Genomic DNA, 19,221 nt, shown 5'->3' with positions numbered 1-19,221 from the left:
ACAGAGTGCCGCATCATGGTCAAAGCGCCCGCCCTCCTCCTGTTGTCGCTGGCGCTCGCCGGGTGTGCTATGGCGCCACAGACTCATCTGGCTTCCGATCCTGCCTTCAAGCCTGCGCGCTATGCCTGGGATGGCGCCGGTGAGGATCCCAATCGGCCGCACGCTGCCTCGCAGCCAACGCGGGCCGCTGCCCGTTCGGAGCGCAGCAGATCGCAAGTCGGGCTTCAGTCCTCTTCCAAGGAGTGGTGGCAGGCGCAGGACGCCACAGAGGCCGAACAGGACGCCAGGGTCAACCGCTCCCTGGTCATCTGCCAGGGCTGCCTCCGCCCGCAGCCTCAGGCCGAAGATTCCAGGCTGGCCAGAGCGACCGATTGAACCGAACGGCTTCAGATCGGAAACCACCGACCGGACCGTGCGTTACGACTTCGTGCGCGAGGCTGGCAGCTATGCAGGGGCGACGATATGAGCGACGTCATCAACAACAAAGCCCATCACCGTTATGAGCTCGAGGTGGACGGTCATCTTGCGACCGAGCACTACAAGCTCAACGGCAATGTCATCACATTCGAACATACCGACGTGCCGAAGGAGCTCGGAGGCAAAGGTGTCGGTTCGAAGCTGGTGCAAGGCGCACTCGATCAGGTCCGCGCCGACGGATTGAAGCTGATCCCACAATGCCCGTTCGTGAAGGCGTGGATCGACAAGCACCCGGACTATGCGGATCTCGTGACGCGATGAATGCACAGGCCCGCCGTCAGTAGCCGGCGGGCCTGCCGATATCTACGGCCTATTGTCCATGCTTGAGCATATCCTGGTCGGTCAGATCCCAGTCCTGCCACAGCTGGAGTATGCCGAGCAGCACCACCACCGCACCGAGGCTCGTGTGATAGATGCGGAGAAAGCCCTCACCGGAATAGCCGAGCGCATAAGGCGAGGCGATGAGCCAAAGTCCGACCAGGATCGTCGTCACCTCTTGCCAGCGCTGCAACGCGACATATTCGAGCTGGCTGAGGCCAAACACGACCAGACCGACCGCGACCGCGTTCAGGATGACCATCTCATGTCCGGTCATCGGTTGATCCTGGATGGGAAACCATGGCGAAGCCACGATGACCGCCCCAAGCAGCATCCCGCACCAGTCTTCCCATGTTCGATGAGTATCAAAGAAACCAGAGTCCGACATCGTACCCTCCTACACAAGAGGCATACGTCTGCGGCTGGCGATCATGACACTCCGAATGTCTAGCGACCCTGCCGGCCGCATTCGGGCGTATGTCCTCCGCAGGACGTGGGAACCGAGGTCCGGCTTGCAAGAGCGGTACCGAGGATTATTTGCGCTCGCCGCACCATGCTCGCAAAGCGCGATATCCATACTGCACTGCGGTCGCGGCAGTGCGCGTTTGCATATACCTCCTCTGCGCCAATCTCCCTTGATCTCACTTGGCAAGGATGGCGTCGGCCTCCTAGATCAGGAGACAATCGGCATTTCGGAGGATCCCGCATGGCGGCTTCGGTACGCGACAACAAGGACAGGAGCCGCTTCGAGCTCGATGTCGGCAGCGACATCGCCTTCGCCAACTACCGGCTGACGCCGTCGGCCGTGATCATTACCCACACCGAGACGCCGCGCGCGCTGCGCGGCCGCGGCATCGGCTCCGAGCTGGTCAGGGGCGCGCTGGACCTGATCCGGCGCGACGGCAGGAAGGTGATCGCCGGCTGCGGCTTCGTCGTCGACTATCTCGACAGGCATCCGGAGGATGCGGATCTGATCGCCTGAAAGCGAAGGGGGTCCGCGAGATGGCAGCCCCTTTTTCGCGACCCAGGCGGATCAGTGCTTGATCTCCGGCGGCAGCTTGCCGCCATTGGCGGCGAGCTTGGACATTACCTGCTTGTGCAGCCAGACGTTCATGCTGGCCGAGTCGTTCATATCGCCGCTGTAGCCCAGCTCCTTGGCGAGATCCTTGCGCGCAGCGAGGCTGGAATCGATGTCGAGCGCCTTCATGAGGTCGACGATCGAGGTACGCCATTCCAGCTTCTCGCCCTTATGCGCGGCCGCTGCCTTGTCGACGATCGCCGCCACGTCGACCGCGGCCATGGGCGCTGTGGCCGGCGCCGAAGCGCCCGGCGTCCCTGCGGGCGCGCTGGGCGAAGCCGCGCCACCGGCGGGGGCGGCGGAGACCGGCTGGCTGCCGAAGATCGCGCTCATGATTTTCCCGAAAATGCTCATGTCTGCTCCCCGAAAAGGAATCCGTTGGAAGGGCCTTGAGTGGCACTTATAGACGAAGTTACTGCGTCGCGCCCGCGAAGCTCCGCGAACGACCAGCAGCATCAGCTTATCTGCGGCGAAATGACGACAGAATGACATCGTCGTGGTTGCGCCGCGGCATTGAATTTCACCCGAGCGCGAGGGACAGGACTCGGACTTGGGAGTATGGTTGTCGTTCAGCTCGCGATGTCATCCGGAGTTCGCATCTGGTCGGGATTGCGAGATTTCAGAGAATGGCGGCCGCTTGCGCCGTTTGCTGGCGCCGGGCTCGGCTGCCTGGCAAGGGAGCTAGCGACCATGGCCACACTCTACCAAGGCAATGTCCCCACGATGGCCCAGCGCTCGGATGCGGCTGGGCCAGTGATCCGAACCATCAAATTGTCCGATCTGCACGACGCGCTCAGGCGCGGTTGGGAAGACTTCAAGGCCGTTCCGAGCCACGCCATTATCCTCTGCGTGATCTACCCGGTGCTTGGCCTCGTGCTCGCCCGCGTGGTGATGGGCTATTCGGTGCTGCCGCTGTTGTTTCCGCTGGCTGCCGGCTTCGCGCTGATCGGGCCCTTCGCGGCGCTCGGACTCTACGAGCTCTCAAGCCGGCGCGAGCGCTATGAACCGGCCAGCGCCTGGGATGCCATGGAGGTACCGCGTTCGCCCTCGTTCGGTGCGATGCTCGGCCTCGGTACGGTGCTGCTCGCCCTGTTTGTCACTTGGGTTGCGACCGCGCAGGCGATCTATGTCGCGGCGTTCGGGTACGAGGGCGTCACCGGTTTCTCGGATTTCGCGACGCGCGTGCTGACGACGCAGCAAGGCTGGTGGCTGATCGTGGTCGGCTGCGGCAACGGCTTCCTGTTCGCGCTCGCCGCGCTTTGCATCAGCGTGGTGTCGTTTCCCTTGATGCTCGACCGTCATGCCGGCGCGTTCGAGTCGATGGTGACTTCGCTGCGCGTTGTCGGAAGAAACCCGGTACCGATGGCGGCCTGGGGCCTGGTCGTGGCGGTGCTGCTCGCGCTCGGCACGATACCGGCCTTCCTCGGCCTCGCCGTGGTGATCCCCCTGCTCGGGCACGCCACGTGGCACCTCTACCGCAAGGTGATCGTGTCGGAGCCTGGGGCACGTCCGGTGCCGCCCCCGCCGCATCGTCCGCGCAAGCCGGCCGCCGACTTCCCGGCCAACCTCTTCCCTTGGCGAAACCGGACCGACGCCTGACGACATCGTGACATGCGATCCTGCCTCGGCTCGGGCAGGATCGCGCCCTGTCGCGCGCCTTGCTTTGGCCGCGGTTCCGGCCGAGATTGCGCCCCGCCGGTCAGATCGCTCCACGGAATTCATTTACCCGAATGCCCCCGACGATTTCTCGTCTCGCTCTCGCAGCCTTCGCCCTCTCCGTTTCAATCCTGTCCGCCCAGCCAGCGCTCGCCGCGGTTGCCTGCGGCTCGGGCAATTTCGACGCCTGGCTTGCGGATTTCAAAACCGACGCTGCGGCAAAAGGCATCTCGCAGCAGGCCATCGCTAGCGGGCTTGCCGGCGTGACGCTCGATCAGAGCGTGCTCAACCGCGACCGCTCGCAAAAGGTCTTCAGCCAGACCTTCGAGGAGTTTTCCGGCCGCATGGTGCCGCCACGCGTGCAGCGCGGCTCCAACATGATGAAGCAATACGGATCCGTGCTGTCGCGCATCGAGCAGGCCTACGGCGTGCCCGGCGAGGTCTTGGTTGCGATCTGGGGTCTGGAGACCGATTTCGGCGTCAACACCGGCAAGTTCGCAACGATCCGCTCGCTGGCAACGCTTGCCTATGACTGCCGTCGCTCGGAGCAGTTTCGCGCCGAGCTGATGGATGCGCTGCGCATCATCCAGCGCGGCGATCTTGCACCTGCCGACATGAAAGGCGCCTGGGCCGGCGAGCTCGGCCAAACCCAGTTCATGCCGTCGTCCTGGATGAAATACGCCGTCGATTTCGACGGCAATGGCAAGCGTGATCTCCTGCATAACGCGCCTGACGTGCTCGCCTCCACCGCCAATTATCTCGCAAGCTATGGCTGGCAGCGAGGCAAGGATTGGCAGCCAGGCAGTCCGAATTTTGCGGTGCTACAGCAGTGGAACAAGAGCGAGGTCTATTCCAAGACCGTCGCCTATTTCGCAACCCAGCTCGCTCACGCCCCCTGATGCCTCGGACAAGATGAGTAAGGCCGATCGCACGGCGACCGGCCTTCTCTCGGTGCCTTGGCTTCCGGACGTCCCTATTTGCCCGTGGTCGCCTGCATCGCCTTGTTCAGATGCGCGCCGCATGCGGCCATTTTGCCGTTGAGCAGCGCGTCCTGCGCCGCCGCGATTTCCTTCTGGGCGACGAACTTGCTGTCGCCGTCGGCCATGTTCTCGATCGCAGTCTCCGTCTTCTCCAGATTGGCCCCGCTGCAACCGCCCATGGCGTGCTTGGCGGCGTGGGACGGCGCGACCGCGAATGCGGCGGCAGCAATTGCGATAACCCCGAGTAACTTCTTCATGATGTTACTTTCCTTCTCTTGTTCTTGGGCCAGAACCAGCGACATTGCCGGAATCTGCAAGAATGACTTTCCTCTGCTTGCGGCAACTTGCCGCAATAAATTCCCCGCGAGAATTGCGTGATGTTGCGAGCCGCGCAGAGCCGCATGCGAAACTTCTGATTTTCATTACAACTTCGTAATCGGAGCACCCGCTTGACGTGTGCACCGCATCAAAGGGGCGGTCAGTCTCAGTCCGAAGAGGCCAGCGCATCCGCCTTGGCTCGCAGTTCCAGGCTCGCCATTAATCTAGCCATTTCGGACTCCACCTCAGGAACAATAGAATCTTTGTTCATTTCATGAGTTCATGCGATTCGCGCATGAGAAACTTGGGCTTACAAGCTGACCCATCGTGTTGCAGATCAAGAGGGAGCAACTTATCTCAAGGTTTTTCGGAGCCGAGATGTGTGAAATAAGCAATTGATTTACATGCATTATATTGCAACGCACGACATGATCCGCCGAACTCATGAGCGACACTGCCGAGAGGTTAATCATTTCTTGCCGACGCTATGCACCTAGCGCCTAGCTGCATCGCAACATCGGAACTTTCGCAGTGCACCACACTCACCTATATTCATTTCAACGATGAGGCCTAAAGGCAAACGCTGAATCGAACTACAGGAGACTACCAATGCTGCTCTCGCTCATCCGCATGATCCAGGCCTTCCGGGACTATCAGCGCAATGTTGCCGAGCTGTCCCAACTCAGCGATCGCGAACTGGCCGATATCGGCCTCGATCGCTCGGACATCCCGCGCGTTGCCGCCGGTCAGTATCAGGGCTGATACCGTTCAGCCCTCCACCGGACGGACCGATAGCGCCCGCCTTGTGCGGGCGTTGTCGTATCTGGTGGCAGAAAACTCGATCTCGGCGATTCCACTCTCCGCCGAAAAGCGCTACCTGTCCGCCCATGACAGGACCTCATTCCAGTAGTGTGCACGTGATCGGCGCGGGCCTTGCCGGCTCCGAAGCCGCCTGGCAGGTCGCCAAAGCCGGTGTGCCCGTAGTGCTGCACGAGATGCGGCCGGACCGCATGACCGAGGCGCACCGCACCGACGGACTCGCCGAACTCGTCTGCTCCAATTCGTTCCGCTCGGACGATGCTGCCAGCAACGCTGTCGGCTTGCTTCATGCGGAGATGCGCCGGCTCGACTCGTTGATCATGCGCGCGGCGGACGCCAACCAGGTGCCCGCCGGCGGCGCGCTTGCGGTCGATCGCGACGGCTTCTCGGCGGCCGTGACCGAGGCACTGAATGACCATCCCCTGATCGAGATCGCACGTGGCGAGGTCGCTGGCCTGCCGCCGGCCGACTGGAGCAACGTGATCGTTGCAACCGGTCCCCTCACCTCCGCGCCGCTGGCTGACGCCATCCGCGAATTGACCGACGAGTATGCGTTGGCCTTCTTCGATGCGATCGCACCGATCGTTCATCGCGAGTCCATCGATATGTCAGTGGCCTGGTTCCAGTCGCGCTACGACAAGGTCGGCCCCGGCGGCAACGGCGCCGACTACATCAACTGCCCGATGACCAAGGAGCAGTATGACGGCTTCGTCGCCGCGCTGATCGCCGGCGAGAAGACCGAGTTCAAGGAATGGGAAACCAATACCCCCTATTTCGACGGCTGCCTGCCGATCGAGGTGATGGCGGAGCGCGGCCCCGAGACGCTGCGCCACGGTCCCATGAAGCCGGTCGGCCTCACCAATCCGCACGATCCCACGACGAAACCCTACGCGGTCGTGCAGCTGCGCCAGGACAACAAGCTCGGCACGCTCTACAACATCGTCGGCTTCCAGACGAAGCTGAAATACGGCGAGCAGCAGCGCATCTTCCGCACCATTCCCGGACTGGAGAAGGCGGAGTTCGCCCGTCTCGGCGGCCTGCATCGCAACACCTTCCTGAATTCGCCAAAGCTGCTCGATGGCCAGTTGCGCCTGCGCGCGCAGCCGCGGCTGCGCTTCGCCGGGCAGATGACGGGCTGCGAGGGCTATGTGGAGTCCGCCAGCGTCGGCTTGATCGCCGGTCTCTACGCAGCAGCGGACGCGCGCGGTGAGACGCTTGTCAGTCCGCCGGCTACGACGGCGCTCGGATCGCTGCTCGGCCACATCACCGGCGGCCATATCGAGACCATCGAGCCGGGCACGCGCTCGTTCCAGCCGATGAACATCAATTTCGGCCTGTTCCCGCCGCTCGCGACGGTGCCGGCGAAGAAGCCCGACGGCACGCGGCTGCGCGGCAGCGAGAAGACGGTGGCCAAGAAGCAGGCGCTGAGCGCACGAGCGCTCGCCGATCTCGATCGCTGGATCGCCGACCACCTGCGCATTGCCGCCGCCGCGTGAGCTTTCGATGAGCCTCCCCAAAGACGACGCCGCAGTGCTGTCGCCGCGCTGGACCGAAGGTGTGCTGCTCAAGCGAGACGTGTTCTCGACCGTCGAGCGCGGCCGCTTCCGCAGCGAAAGCGGCGAGATCGACGCGGTGCTGCGCCGGCTCGATGAGGTGCCATGGTGGTCGTTCCTGCTGGCACGCCATCTGTTCGCCCGCGAGAAGCATGCGCTGCTGCGCGCCAAAGGCCTCAACGCCGGTCCGGAGCTGCTGTGGGCCGGACGCCGCGCTCTGGTGCGCGGCTTCGTCGACGGCGTCGCACTGCATCTGGCCAAGCCGCATGGCGATCTCACCTATTTCCGCTCGGCCAAAGCCGTGCTGCGCCGGCTGCGCCGCGCCGGCATCTGCCACAACGATCTCGCCAAGGAGCAGAACTGGCTGGTCGGCCGCGACGGCAGGGCCTATGTGACCGACTTCCAGCTTGCAGCTTGCTTTAACCGCCGCGGCCGGCTCTATCGCATCCTCGCCTATGAAGACCTGCGGCATCTGCTCAAGCACAAGCGCTCCTACGCGCCGGAGGCGCTGACGCCGCGGGAGCGAAAGATACTGGCGAAGAAGTCGTTCGCCGCGAGCCTGTGGCTTGCCACCGGCAAGAAGGTCTATCGCGCCGTCACCCGCGGCCTGTTCAATTTCACCGACCGCGAGGGTGGCGGCCGCAGGCTCGTCAACGACGCGCCGGTCCTGGCCGAACTGATCCTGCGGAATCCTGCCGTGCGCGACGCCGCCATCGTCGCCTTTGCCGACCGGCGCTCCGGCGTCGGGCTCTATGCCTTCGTCGAAGCCGATCAGGCCGCGCTCGAAGGCCAGCTCCGCAGCGAGCTTGCCGCCGCCAACGGACCGAAGCCACCCGAGCACATCCAGGTCGTGCACGCCCTGCCACGCAACACCAGCGGCAAGCCGCGCACCGAGGTCCTGCAACTCGTCGCCATGAACCAGCTCGACCTGATCGAGCCGATGATGACGAACGAGCAGGACCGGGCCTTCCTCAAGGACATCCTGGAGCAGCGCAAGAACCTTCGCGACCGCTTCAATTTCGAGGCGAACCTGCCGACGAGCTAGCGCGGGGTCTGCGCCTTGAAGCGTCCACATTGGCGATGGAGAAGCGTACGGACAAGGCTGGGTTGGGAAAGATCATGGGCGCTCGGGGAGCGATAATACATCGTGTGGTTGGCGGGATGATCGCTGGCCTTCTGTTGCTGGCAGGCACGCCCGCGATGGCCGACTCGCCGGCCGAGTTGATCTCGAGCTTCCGTCTCAAGCATGGCGAGATCCGCGTCGTCCGCGATGCCACGCTCGACCGCATTGCCATGGATCAGGCCCGCGCGATGGCGGCGAAGGATGACCTGAGCCACGACGCACTCGGTCCGTTCAACCGCCGTGTCGCACCGGCGGGCGCGGGGCGCGCCGCCGAGAACATCGCCTACGGGTATGACAGTTTCGAGAAGACGTTGGGTCAGTGGATCGACTCGTCCGGGCACCGCAAGAACCTGTTGCTGCACAACGCCTCTCGCGTCGGCCTTGCGAGCGCCAAGAATGCCAGCGGCAAGCGCACCTATTGGGCCATGGTAATCGCCGGCGACTACGAGCCGAAGGGCAAGGGTAAAGGCAAGAAGGACAAGGAGCCGCTGGTTGCCGTGAAGCGCGAGGCTGCTCCGGCAAGCAAGCCCAAATCCAGCAACTGCCACATCAAGCTGCTCAGCCTCTGCATCTGAAACGAGACCGGGCCGTCTTGCTCGCAGTCTTCGACGTGTCAAATTCATGCACGAACGTCCAGTTCATGCACGAACGTCCAGGAGGCGGAGGCGCAAGTGATCGACATCGAGCGGATACGTGCTGAGACACCGGCCGCCTCGCGGCTCGTATACCTGCATAATGCCGGTGCGGCCCTGATGCCGGCGCCCGTTGTCGCGGCGATGAAGCAGCATATCGATCTCGAAAGCGATATCGGCGGTTATGCCGCTGCCGACCGTGAATCCGATCGGCTCGACGCGATCTACGGCTCGGTCGCGCGCCTGCTCAATGCCGCCCCCGATGAGATCGCACTTGTCGAGAACGCGACCGTTGCCTGGCAGATGGCGTTCTACGCGCTGCCGTTCCGCGAGGGCGACCGCATCCTGACCGCCGAGGCGGAATACGCCGCCAACTATGTCGCCTTTCTTCAGGCCGCGAAACGAACCGGCGTGACGATCGACGTCGTGCCGAGCGATTCCAGCGGCGAGCTCGACGTGCACGCGCTCGAACGCATGATCGACGAGCGCGTGAAGCTGATCGCCATCACCTGGGTGCCGACCAATGGCGGGCTGGTCAATCCCGCCGCGGCAATCGGCAAGATCGCGCGGGCGCACGGCATTCCCTATCTGCTCGACGCATGCCAGGCGGTCGGACAGATGGCGGTCGACGTCGAAGCCGTCGGCTGTGACATGCTGTCGGCGACGGGGCGCAAATTCCTGCGCGGCCCGCGCGGCACGGGCTTTCTCTACGTCCGCCGTGCGCTGCTGCAACGGCTCGAACCGCCGATGATCGACCATTTCGCAGCGCCCTGGGTCTCGCGCGATGAATATCGGCTCCGCGACGATGCGCGCCGTTTCGAGACCTGGGAGAACAATTACGCGGCCCGGCTTGGGCTCGGCGCTGCCATCGATTATGCGCTGGACATCGGCATGGATGCCATCGAGGAGCGCTGCCGGCTGCTCGCGGGCCGCCTGCGCCGCGGCCTTGCGGCCCTTCCCGGCATCACCATTCGCGACCTTGGGCGTTCGCCGGGTGCGATCGTCAGCTTCACGATGGCCGGGCACGGGGCGGACGACATTGTCGCAAGTTCCGCTACAGCCGGCATCACGATCGGCGCTTCGGATCCGTCGAGCACGCGCATCGATGCTGAGCTTCGCTCGCTGCCGCATCTCGTGCGGGCGTCACCGCATTATTACAACACGGAGGCCGAGGTCGATCGGCTGGTCGCGCATCTGGCGGACCTGACGTCACGATAGCAAAAGGAGCCGGCGCGACCGGCCGACGTGACGTCGGCCACGATCGCGCCGCCCTGACATCAAGCTCTTGTCGTCAATGCCGAGAGTTGGTCGGTATCAAAGCGGGCGCGCAAGGCGCTGATGGCTCTCGCATCCGGCGGCCCACTCGCCGTCAACTTGGCCAGTTCCTCGAAATAATGCTCGTGTCCCGGCGGGGAGACGGTCATGAGCACACGCGCGGGCTTCTCGCTCACGTTGGTGATGTTGTGAGCCACGCCCGAAGGAATGAAGAGAAAGGTCCCGGGGGTTGCCCGGACAACCTCATCCCCAACGTGCCATTCACACTCGCCTTCGAGCATGTAGAAGGTCTCTTCCTGAACACGATGCACGTGCCGGCCGGTGGCAAATCCGGCCGGAATCGTCCAGTCGAACATACTCGTGTGCCTGGTGTCCTCGCCGGTCACCAGGAAGCCCATGGGTTTGCCGCGCAGCACAACCCCTTCGGACTCGCCTGGCCTGCGGATCACGTGTTTCACGGTCATGTACCCCTCCATCGCTTGTTGCAGCCGCGATAGTGATCCAGGCCAGCCCGAAAGTGGTGAAGCCGATCGGAAAACGTTGCAAAAAACCTGCGAAATGTGCCCTTCTTCGGCGATGGCCGCGATCCTTGAATTTGGTCCCTTTCGGCTCGATGCCGAGGCGGGAATCCTGTTCCACGGGGCTGAGCCGACGGGACTCGGCCGGCGGGCCGTGCTGCTCCTCGCCCTCCTCGTCCGGCAGGCTGGCGCGCCAGTTTCGAAAGATGCCTTGATCGAGGCGGCCTGGCCCGGCCAGGCCATTGAGGACAGCAATCTGACGGTCCAGATCGCGGCGGTGCGGCGCACGCTGGCTGACATCTCCGGCGATGCACATTGGATCGAAACGTTGCCGCGCCGCGGCTATCGCTATGTCGGCCCCACCGTGACGACGTCCGATCCGGATCGCGCACAGGCAGCGCCGCAAGCGCCGCCGCTGACACTGCCCGACAGGCCGTCGATCGCGGTGCTGCCTTTCACGAACCTAAGCGGCGATGCGGAGCAGGATTATTTCGCCGACGGAATGGTCGACGACATCATCACCGGGTTGTCACGCATCAACTGGCTGTTCGTGATCGCGCGGAATTCCACATTCGCCTACAAGGGCCGTGCGGTGGACGTGAAGCAGGTCGGCCGCGAGCTTGGTGTACGCTACGTCCTGGAAGGCAGCGTCCGCAGGACAGGCACGCTGGTCCGCATCACCGGCCAGTTGATCGATGCGGAGAGCGGAATGCACGTATGGGCCGAGCGATTTGACCGCCGGTCCGAAGACGTCTTCGCCCTCCAGGATGACATTGCATTGTCGACCGTCGGTGCCATCGCGCCCAGCCTGCGGCGTGCCGAGATCAACAGGGTCAAGCGCAAGCGGCCGGACAGCCTGGATGCCTATGATCTCGTCCTGCGCGCCCAGCCGGACGTTGACTCCGGCATGCCCGCCCAGGTCACCCAGGCCCTCGTGTTGCTTGAGCGTGCGATCGCGCTCGAGCCTGCGTATGCGCTCGCGCACGGCAATGCAGCAATGTGCCATCACTGCTTGTTTCTCCGGGCCGGTCTGCAGGAAGCCAATCGCGAGGCTTCGATCCGCCACGCGCGCTCGGCCATCGTCCACGGCCAGGACGACGCACTTGCGCTCACGCTCGCGGGCTTTTCGGTCGGCATGGACGGGCACGATCGCTCCGCGGCATTCACCGCGTTCGAGGCCGCGCTCGCCATCAGCCCATCATCGGCGCTGACCTACATTCTCGGAAGTGTCGTGCTCGGCTGGGGCGGAGATTCCGACCGCGCCATCGAATGGAGCGAGCAAGGCCTGCGGCTCAGCCCGTTCGATTCCTGGGCTTTCGCCGCATTCGACGCCCAGGCGCTCGGGCACTTCCACCGCGGCCGATATGAGGAAGCGTGCCGCGCCGCTTACCGCTCGGTTCAGGCCAATCCTCGCCCCACAGCATCACCTATGTGCAATTGGCCGCAGCGCTGGCAAAGCTGGGACGATTGCAGGAGGCGAAGGCAGCGGCCGCGCGGGTGCTGGAGCTACACCCGACCTTCCGCTACGGCCGTCAATTTCAGGGCGTCAACTGCGCGCCGGCGCTGGCCTCCTCGCTGGGCGACGCGCTCCGCGTTGCGGGCCTTCCCGAGTAGCGCTCGGCTCGGCCTCGCGTTGCGCTCAAGCGCAGCGCGCGCTCAGTCCGGATGCGCTGAGCCGGGCCATCACCTCATCGAGATGGGCGGCATCACGGGTCTCGATGACGAGCTGCAGCAGCGTCGCCTTGGCCGGCAGGTCGGAAAAGGTCCGCTGATGCGAGACCTCGATGATGTTCGCACCCGCCTCGGCCAGCAGCGCCGCCACGGCGGCCAACTGCCCGGGCCGATCGGGAATATCGAGCGACAGTTGCGTCAACCGCCCCTCGCGCGCCAGCTCGCGGGTGAGGACGGAGGCGATCAGCCGCGTGTCGATATTGCCTCCGCTCAGCACCAGGCCGACCTTCTGGCCGACAAAGCGGGACGGATCGGACATCAGCGCGGCAAGGCCGGCGGCGCCGGCGCCCTCGACAACAGTCTTCTCGATCGAGATCAGGGTCGCGACCGCGCGCTCAAGCTCCGCTTCGCTAACGAGCGCAATGTCGTCGACAAGGCGGCGGACGATCTCGGTGGTGATCTTGCCCGGCGATTTCACCGCAATGCCCTCGGCGAGCGTATCGCCGCGCGCCGGCAGATTGCCGTCATGGATGGCGTTGTACATCGAGGGATAGAGCCAGGCCTCGACGCCCAATATCCGCAGCGACGGTTTGATCGATTTCGCGGCAATGGCAATGCCGCTGATCAACCCGCCGCCGCCGATCGGGACGACCAGCGTATCGAGCTCCGGGACCGCCTTGAGCATTTCCAGCCCGATCGTGCCCTGCCCCGCGATCACGAGCGGATCGTCATAGGGATGGACGAAGATCATGCCGTGCGCTTCACCATGGCTGCGCGCAAAGGCGGCCGCCTCTTCCAGCGTCGCGCCCGTGACCACCACCTCGGCGCCGTGATGCCTGGTGTTCTCGATCTTCACCATCGGCGTGCCGATAGGCATCACGATGGTGGCGGGAATGCCGATCCGCTTGGCGTGGTAGGCGACGCCCTGCGCGTGATTGCCCGCGGACATTGCGATCACGCCCCGCGCGCGCTCTTCCGGCGTCAGCGCGGTCAGCCGGTTGAGAGCGCCGCGCTCCTTGAACGAGGAGGTGAACTGGAGGTTCTCGAATTTGAGCCAGATGTCGCAGCCGCAGATGCTGCTCAGCGTGCGGCTGTAGTTGCAGGGCGTCTCGACGACGGCGCCCTGGATGGTCTCGGCGGCAGCGCGAATGTCTTCCGGTGCGACCGAAAGGCCGCTGACTTCGGAGGACGTGGTTTGGGACAAGTCAGCCATGGGACAGCATAGAGCATTTCGCCGGCCCAGGCGATAAGCCAGCCTCTATTTGGTAAATTCACGTGATCGCGAGGCGCGCCACAGTGTCCAGAGCGTGCGCAGCCGCGACGACGGCTGCAGCGTAAACGGGTTTCGTCCCGGACGCGAGAGGCGCTTGAGATCGGCCTGCGCCTGGCTCAGCGGTAGAAACGCCGGCCGCACGGACGGCGCCACCTGCGCCAGCAGCGACGACGACGCCGTCATATGCTGCCGGGCTTCAGCCGCAAGCTGCTCCAGCACCGCGTGGAGACTGGGTGTCTCCTTGCCGGCGAAGACATCCTGCATGCTGCAATTGTGCCTCTCGAGCACCTGTTGCGGCAAGAACAGCTGCCGGTGCGCGGCATCGCGCGGCAAATTGGCTATGACCTGCACGAGGCCCTGCGCCAGTCCGGCATGACGAGCGAGATGCTCGACCGCCTCCGATCGTGGTCCCATGATCCGGGCAGCGAGATCGAACAGCGCCGATGACGTCGCCGCCAGATACCCCTCCAGCGCGGCCATGGTCGGCATCGGGTCATTGTAGAGATCGAACTGGTGCTCGTCGGCAAGCAACGACAGCGGCTCGACGGGCAGGTCGAAATCGCGGATCGCGCGCAGCAGCTCGGCCGCCACGGGATTGCCCTCAGCGCTGCCATGGACATGGCCCGACAGCATGTCGGTCCACCATTGCAGGCGGATTTCGCCGGGCAATGGCTGGCTCACCTGGTCGCGGACGCGCACGATCTCGACATTGAAGGCATAGAGCGCCAACAACGCGCGGCGCTCGGCGGCAGGCGCGAACAGGGTCGCGGCATAGCGCGGAAAGTCATGGCTACGCACGAGATCGGCGCAGAAGGCAACGGAGTCGGGCGGCGGCGCAGCGCGGCTCATGGCACGGCGATCAGCGCGGCTGCGACGCGCCGCCGTTCGCCGATCATGATGTTGTAGGTGCGCACGGCCGGGCCGGTCTGCATCGTGTCCAACACCACCCTCACCGCCTTGAGCGCCTGGCGGAGCTCCGGCGGGGGCAGCCAGAGCCCGGTTCCGGTGCCGACGAGCAGCGTGTCGATGCTGTTGGCGGCTGCGAACACCCGATCCAGCGAGTAGCGATCGATCTTCTGGGGGTCCGTCACATCCCAGGCCCAGATCGCATCGGGCAGGCACAGCAGCGATCCTCGATGCGACATGCCGGCAAAGGCGAAGCCGCCCTTGCCATAGGCATCGATCGGCGCCGAGCGCGGGAAATGCGGAGCGTTGGGATCGCCGGCCATGAGCTTCGTCCGAATGGGCTTACTGCCCCCGCAAACTCCTGCGAGGGCATGAGGTTCGGATCATGCCTTGCTTTTCTTCGCCGGCGTAGCGGAATCGGGCGCATCCTCGCGATGCTCGCCGACGCCGAGATAGATCAGGATCGGCGCCGCAATGAAGATCGAGGTGTAGGTGCCGACCAGCACCACGCCGAACATCATCACCGCGGTGAAGCTGTGGATCGCGTGGCCGCCGAACAGCAGCAGAGCGAGCAGCGCCAGCGTCACTGTGAAGTGAGTGATGATCGAGCGCGACAGCGTCGAGTTGATGGACTCGTTGAGCAGCTGCGGCATCGGCATCTTCTTGTAGCGCCGCAGCATTTCGCGGATACGGTCATAGATGACGACGGTGTCGTTGAGCGAATAGCCGAGGATCGTCAGGAGCGCGGCTATGCTGGTCAGGTCGAAATCGACCTGGCTGATCGACATGAAGCCGATCGTCAGCACGATGTCGTGCACGTTGGCGATCATCGCGCCGAGCGCGAACTGCCATTCGAAACGGAACCAGAGATAGATCAGGATGCCAACGATGGCGAGCATCAGGCCGAGCATGCCGTAGGCCAGGAGCTCACCAGCGACACGCGGACCGAGCACCTCGGTGCGCTGAATGTCGACGCTGTCGCCGAGCGCGCCTCGAAGCTTCTGCAGGGCCGCCTGCTGTGCGGCGTCGCCACCCGGCTGTTCCGCAACGCGGATCAGCACGTTGTCGGGGCCGCCGAACTGCTGCAACTGAATTTCGCCGAGACCCAGGGCATCGAGCTTGGTGCGCATCGCCGCGATGTCGGCGGTGCCTGACCTCGCCTTCACCTCCAACAGCGTGCCGCCCTTGAAGTCGATACCGAGGTTCAGGCCATGGGTGAAGAACAGCGTGATCGCGACGATCGACAGCGCCGCCGAGATCGGGAAGCTGATGCGGCGGAAGCGCGTGAAGTCGAAATGCGTATCATCGGGGACGATGCGCAGCGACGGTAGCACGCCAAGCGCGGCGACCACGGTGAGGACGGCAATCAAGATGCCAAGCCCGATGAGAATGTAGTGATTCACGGTCTTGGCTCCTAGATCGGCACGCTCTGCGGCCGCCGCCACCGCACCCACCATGCCACGATCAGCCGGGTCAGCGTGAACGCGGTGAACACCGTGGTGATGATGCCGATGCCGAGCGTCACGGCGAAGCCGCGCACCGGGCCGGTGCCGATGTAGAACAGCACCGCGGCGGCAATGAAGGTGGTGATGTTGGAATCGAGGATGGTCGCGAGCGCGCGCTTGAAGCCGGCATCGATCGCCGAGATCGCGTTGCGTCCGCCGCGCAGCTCCTCGCGGATGCGCTCATAGATCAGCACGTTGGAGTCGACCGCGATGCCGACGGTGAGCACGATGCCGGCGATGCCGGGCAGCGTCAGCGTGGCGTTGAGCAGCGACAACAGGCCGAAGATCATGGCGACGTTGATGGCCACCGCGATGTTCGCGAACACCCCGAACAGCCGATAGGTTACGAGCATGAACACGATGACGAGGATCGAACCGACATAGGCGGCGAGCTCGCCCTTCTCGATCGAGTCCTGGCCGAGGCCCGGACCGACGGTGCGTTCCTCGACCACCGTGAGCGGCGCCGGCAGCGCGCCGGCGCGCAGGAGAATTGCGAGATCGTTGGCCGATTGCACGGTGAAGTTACCGGAGATCTGGCCTTGGCCGCCGGTGATCGGCTCGCGGATCACGGGCGCCGAGATCACCTTGTTGTCGAGCACGATGGCGAAGGGCAGTCCGACGTTCTCAGTCGTGGCCTGCGAGAACTTGCGGGCGCCCGAGGTGTTGAACTTGAAGCTGACGACCGGTTCGCCCGTGCGCTGGTCGAAGCTCGCCTGGGCGTCGGTCAGGTCACCGCCAGCGACCAGCACCTGCTTCTTGACCACGTAGGGCGTCGGCGGCGGCGATGCGCTCATCAGCAGCTCGGATTCCGGCGGCAACCTGCCCGCTTGCGCCTGATCAGGCGGCACGGAGGTGTCGACCATGCGGAATTCCATCTTCGCGGTCTTGCCCAGCAGCTCCTTCAGGCGCGTCGGGTCCTGGAGGCCGGGGACCTGCACCAGGATGCGGTCGTTGCCCTGGCGCTGGATCACGGGCTCGACGGTGCCGAGCTCGTTGACGCGGCGTTCGACGATCTGGATCGACTGCTCGATGGTCTTGCGCATGCGGTCGAGCATCGCGGCCTGCGGGATGGACAGGCGGATCACGCCGCCGCCGGCATCAGCCACCTCCAGGTCGCGCTGACCGCTGGATCCCATCAGGCCGCCCAGCGGCTGGGACAGCTCCCGCAGCTTGGCGAGTGCGGCCTGCGCATCGGCTTCCTTGGTGATGCGAACCTCGACCGCGTCGTTGCGCACCGTGACGCCGCCGGTGAAGCCGATCTTGGCATCGCGCAACGTCCGGCGAACGTCGTCGCGGATTTGGTCGAGCCGCTCCTTCTTCACGTAGCTGGAATCGACCTCGAGCAGCAGATAGGAGCCGCCCTGGAGGTCGAGGCCGAGGACGAGCCGACGCTGCGCCCAGGCGGGCCAGGTCTTGACCTGTGCCTCGGGGAAGAAGTTGGGGACCGCGCAGAGGCACACGATCAGCGCCGTCAGGATAATCCCCAGCGCCTTCCACCGCGTGAAATACAACATCGACTGGACCTGTCAGATCAGGAAACTTGAGACTCGCGGTGAAGCGCTCACTTCGCCGCGGTGTCGTCCTTGGCGCTTTCCTTCGAGCTTTCTTTGGCTGGCTCGCCCTTGGCACGCACGCCCGAGATCATCTGGCGCATCTGCCGCACGCGGACGCCGTCCGAAATCTCGAACTCGATCTGATCGTCATCGACGACCTTGGTGACCTTGCCGACGAGGCCGCCCGAGGTCACGACGGTGTCGCCGCGTCGAATGTTCTTCACGAGTTCGGCGTGATCGCGGACCTTCTTCTGCTGCGGACGCAGAATCAGGAAGTACATGATCACGAAGATCAGGGCGAACGGCAGCAGCGACATCAACATGCTGTTGGTGTCGCCGGCGCCCGCGGCCTGGGCATACGCAGGGGTAATCAGCATTCGGACGATCCTCGTGAGAACGGGGGAAGGCCGGTCAGGCCCTCAAAGGCGACCGGTTCGGTCAAATTCGCGCGGACTATAGCGGCCATTGCCCCAATTGCAACGCTGCCAGACCGCCCTTTTGGGCCACCTTGCGGCGCGCCATGAGGCCCGATAAGGCTGCGTTCTCAGGAACTTCGGACATGCCCAAAAAACCAAGCAAAAGCCCGGCCGGCAAAGGCCCCCGCACCCCTGCCAGGAAGCCCGCCCGCGTCGCGGCAAAACGCCCCACGGCAGCCCCCAAGGCTATCACCAAGACAGCCCCAGACGTCTCTCAGGAACGCATCGTCCGCGCGCTGGAGACCATTGCGGCGCACCTCTCCGCCCAAGGCAGGCCGGCAGTCGAGGCCGAGTCGTTCAAGCGGGCGGATGCCTACGTCTGGCACCCGGACGGGCGCCTTGCGGCCGTACCGCGGGTCAGCCGTGTGGAGCTGTTCCTCCTGAAGGGCGTCGACCGGATGCGTGACATCCTGATGGAGAATACCGAGCGTTTCGCCAACGGCCTGCCGGCCAATAACGCCCTGCTCTGGGGCGCCCGCGGCATGGGCAAGTCGTCGCTGGTGAAGGCAGCGCATGCCAGCATCAACGCGGAGCGCAAACCCGCCGACAAGCTCAAGCTGATCGAGATCCACCGCGAGGACATCGAAAGCCTGCCGGCGCTGATGGAGCAGCTGCGGGCCTCCTCCTTCCGCTTCATCGTGTTCTGCGACGACCTGTCCTTCGACGGCAACGATGCCTCCTACAAGTCACTCAAGGCCGTGCTCGAAGGCGGCATCGAAGGCCGGCCCGAGAACGTCATCCTCTACGCCACCTCCAATCGCCGCCATCTGCTGGCGCGCGAGATGATCGAGAACGAGCGGTCGACCGCGATCAATCCCGGCGAAGCGGTCGAGGAGAAGGTCTCACTGTCGGATCGTTTCGGCCTCTGGCTCGGCTTTCACCGCTGCAGCCAGGACGAATACCTCGCCATGGTGCGCGGTTATTGCAGCCATTTCGACATCAAGATCGACGACGAGGCGCTGGAACGCGAGGCGCTGGAATGGTCCACGACACGCGGCTCGCGCTCGGGCCGCGTCGCGTGGCAGTTCGTGCAGGAGCTTGCGGGTCGGCTGGGCGTGAAGCTGACGGCGCGGTAACGGGAGCTCTTGCC

General features: G+C 64.5%; 21 protein-coding genes and 1 pseudogene. 12 read left to right on the top strand and 10 right to left on the bottom strand.

Features of this window, described 5'->3' with window-relative positions; translation table 11 throughout:
* Positions 1-15: 15 nt before the first annotated feature.
* Positions 16-375, top strand: coding sequence for a hypothetical protein (locus P6U27_RS17455; RefSeq protein ID WP_122403146.1), 360 nt, complete (start codon positions 16-18; stop codon positions 373-375).
* 87 nt (positions 376-462) lie between these two features.
* The gene (locus tag P6U27_RS17450) at positions 463-738 is read left to right on the top strand and encodes a GNAT family N-acetyltransferase (protein ID WP_122403145.1); all 276 of its coding nucleotides are present in this window, start codon (positions 463-465) and stop codon (positions 736-738) included.
* Positions 739-787: 49 nt separating this feature from the next.
* Here P6U27_RS17450 and P6U27_RS17445 read toward each other — a convergent pair whose 3' ends face one another.
* Complete coding sequence (locus P6U27_RS17445) at positions 788-1,072, bottom strand: SPW repeat protein (RefSeq protein WP_312016221.1); 285 nt, start codon at positions 1,070-1,072, stop codon at positions 788-790.
* Positions 1,073-1,501: 429 nt separating this feature from the next.
* Here P6U27_RS17445 and P6U27_RS17440 point away from each other — a divergent pair, with 429 nt between their 5' ends.
* The gene (locus tag P6U27_RS17440; RefSeq protein ID WP_122403143.1) at positions 1,502-1,777 is read left to right on the top strand and encodes a GNAT family N-acetyltransferase; all 276 of its coding nucleotides are present in this window, start codon (positions 1,502-1,504) and stop codon (positions 1,775-1,777) included.
* Between the two features lie 51 nt (positions 1,778-1,828).
* On the opposite strand, the gene P6U27_RS17435 is transcribed toward P6U27_RS17440, so the two are convergent.
* A complete protein-coding gene (locus P6U27_RS17435) occupies positions 1,829-2,227 on the bottom strand; it encodes a DUF3597 domain-containing protein (protein WP_122403142.1) in 399 nt (132 codons plus the stop codon).
* Positions 2,228-2,563: 336 nt separating this feature from the next.
* On the opposite strand from P6U27_RS17435, the gene P6U27_RS17430 reads away from it, so the two are divergent.
* Both P6U27_RS17430 and P6U27_RS17425 read left to right on the top strand, forming a co-directional pair.
* Positions 2,564-3,472: a DUF2189 domain-containing protein gene (locus P6U27_RS17430; RefSeq protein WP_407194324.1), complete on the top strand. Its 909-nt coding sequence runs from the start codon at positions 2,564-2,566 to the stop codon at positions 3,470-3,472.
* Between the two features lie 131 nt (positions 3,473-3,603).
* Complete coding sequence (locus P6U27_RS17425) at positions 3,604-4,428, top strand: lytic murein transglycosylase (RefSeq protein ID WP_122403141.1); 825 nt, start codon at positions 3,604-3,606, stop codon at positions 4,426-4,428.
* A 74-nt stretch (positions 4,429-4,502) separates the two neighbouring features.
* Here the strand turns inward: P6U27_RS17425 and P6U27_RS17420 are convergent, their stop codons facing one another.
* The gene (locus P6U27_RS17420; RefSeq protein WP_244608021.1) at positions 4,503-4,766 is read right to left on the bottom strand and encodes a hypothetical protein; all 264 of its coding nucleotides are present in this window, start codon (positions 4,764-4,766) and stop codon (positions 4,503-4,505) included.
* Positions 4,767-5,436: 670 nt separating this feature from the next.
* Between P6U27_RS17420 and P6U27_RS17415 the strand changes: the two genes are divergently transcribed.
* The 5 genes from P6U27_RS17415 to P6U27_RS17395 all read left to right on the top strand — a co-directional run bounded on the left by P6U27_RS17415 (position 5,437) and on the right by P6U27_RS17395 (position 10,172).
* Positions 5,437-5,589 carry a DUF1127 domain-containing protein gene (locus P6U27_RS17415; protein ID WP_007590701.1) on the top strand — a complete coding sequence of 51 codons (153 nt, stop codon included), beginning with the start codon at positions 5,437-5,439 and terminating at the stop codon, positions 5,587-5,589.
* Positions 5,590-5,714: 125 nt separating this feature from the next.
* Entirely contained in the window at positions 5,715-7,142 is a 1,428-nt protein-coding gene (gene trmFO / locus P6U27_RS17410; RefSeq protein ID WP_407194323.1) for a methylenetetrahydrofolate--tRNA-(uracil(54)-C(5))-methyltransferase (FADH(2)-oxidizing) TrmFO, read from the top strand.
* Between the two features lie 7 nt (positions 7,143-7,149).
* Positions 7,150-8,244 (top strand): AMP-binding enzyme, encoded by a 1,095-nt coding sequence (locus P6U27_RS17405; RefSeq protein ID WP_122406659.1) that lies wholly within the window; start codon positions 7,150-7,152, stop codon positions 8,242-8,244.
* A gap of 74 nt (positions 8,245-8,318) precedes the next feature.
* Positions 8,319-8,897, top strand: coding sequence for a CAP domain-containing protein (locus P6U27_RS17400; RefSeq protein WP_122406658.1), 579 nt, complete (start codon positions 8,319-8,321; stop codon positions 8,895-8,897).
* Between the two features lie 96 nt (positions 8,898-8,993).
* Entirely contained in the window at positions 8,994-10,172 is a 1,179-nt protein-coding gene (locus tag P6U27_RS17395; RefSeq protein ID WP_122403138.1) for an aminotransferase class V-fold PLP-dependent enzyme, read from the top strand.
* 59 nt (positions 10,173-10,231) lie between these two features.
* Here P6U27_RS17395 and P6U27_RS17390 read toward each other — a convergent pair whose 3' ends face one another.
* Entirely contained in the window at positions 10,232-10,693 is a 462-nt protein-coding gene (locus P6U27_RS17390; RefSeq protein WP_122406657.1) for a cupin domain-containing protein, read from the bottom strand.
* A gap of 112 nt (positions 10,694-10,805) precedes the next feature.
* Here P6U27_RS17390 and P6U27_RS17385 point away from each other — a divergent pair.
* Positions 10,806-12,361, top strand: a pseudogene (locus P6U27_RS17385) (winged helix-turn-helix domain-containing tetratricopeptide repeat protein).
* A 25-nt stretch (positions 12,362-12,386) separates the two neighbouring features.
* Here the strand turns inward: P6U27_RS17385 and P6U27_RS17380 are convergent.
* From P6U27_RS17380 to yajC, 6 genes are read right to left on the bottom strand one after another with little or no spacing between them, the layout of a single operon-like run.
* A complete protein-coding gene (locus P6U27_RS17380; protein WP_122403136.1) occupies positions 12,387-13,631 on the bottom strand; it encodes a threonine ammonia-lyase in 1,245 nt (414 codons plus the stop codon).
* A 45-nt stretch (positions 13,632-13,676) separates the two neighbouring features.
* A complete protein-coding gene (locus P6U27_RS17375; protein WP_122403135.1) occupies positions 13,677-14,540 on the bottom strand; it encodes a phytoene/squalene synthase family protein in 864 nt (287 codons plus the stop codon).
* Complete coding sequence (locus tag P6U27_RS17370; RefSeq protein WP_027576230.1) at positions 14,537-14,920, bottom strand: Mth938-like domain-containing protein; 384 nt, start codon at positions 14,918-14,920, stop codon at positions 14,537-14,539. Before P6U27_RS17370 ends, P6U27_RS17375 begins: the two co-directional genes overlap by 4 nt.
* 60 nt (positions 14,921-14,980) lie before the next feature.
* Positions 14,981-16,000 carry a protein translocase subunit SecF gene (secF, locus tag P6U27_RS17365; protein WP_122406656.1) on the bottom strand — a complete coding sequence of 340 codons (1,020 nt, stop codon included), beginning with the start codon at positions 15,998-16,000 and terminating at the stop codon, positions 14,981-14,983.
* 11 nt (positions 16,001-16,011) lie between these two features.
* Entirely contained in the window at positions 16,012-17,616 is a 1,605-nt protein-coding gene (secD, locus tag P6U27_RS17360) for a protein translocase subunit SecD (protein WP_122403134.1), read from the bottom strand.
* Between the two features lie 47 nt (positions 17,617-17,663).
* Positions 17,664-18,032, bottom strand: coding sequence for a preprotein translocase subunit YajC (gene yajC / locus P6U27_RS17355; protein WP_027576227.1), 369 nt, complete (start codon positions 18,030-18,032; stop codon positions 17,664-17,666).
* A 182-nt stretch (positions 18,033-18,214) separates the two neighbouring features.
* On the opposite strand from yajC, the gene P6U27_RS17350 reads away from it, so the two are divergent.
* Positions 18,215-19,207: an ATP-binding protein gene (locus P6U27_RS17350; RefSeq protein ID WP_122403133.1), complete on the top strand. Its 993-nt coding sequence runs from the start codon at positions 18,215-18,217 to the stop codon at positions 19,205-19,207.
* The last annotated feature ends 14 nt before the right edge of the window (positions 19,208-19,221 follow it).

This window comes from Bradyrhizobium sp. STM 3566, assembly GCF_045571445.1.
Classification (GTDB): Bacteria; Pseudomonadota; Alphaproteobacteria; order Rhizobiales; family Xanthobacteraceae; genus Bradyrhizobium; species Bradyrhizobium vignae.
This window is presented reverse-complemented; position numbering and strand designations above follow the sequence as displayed.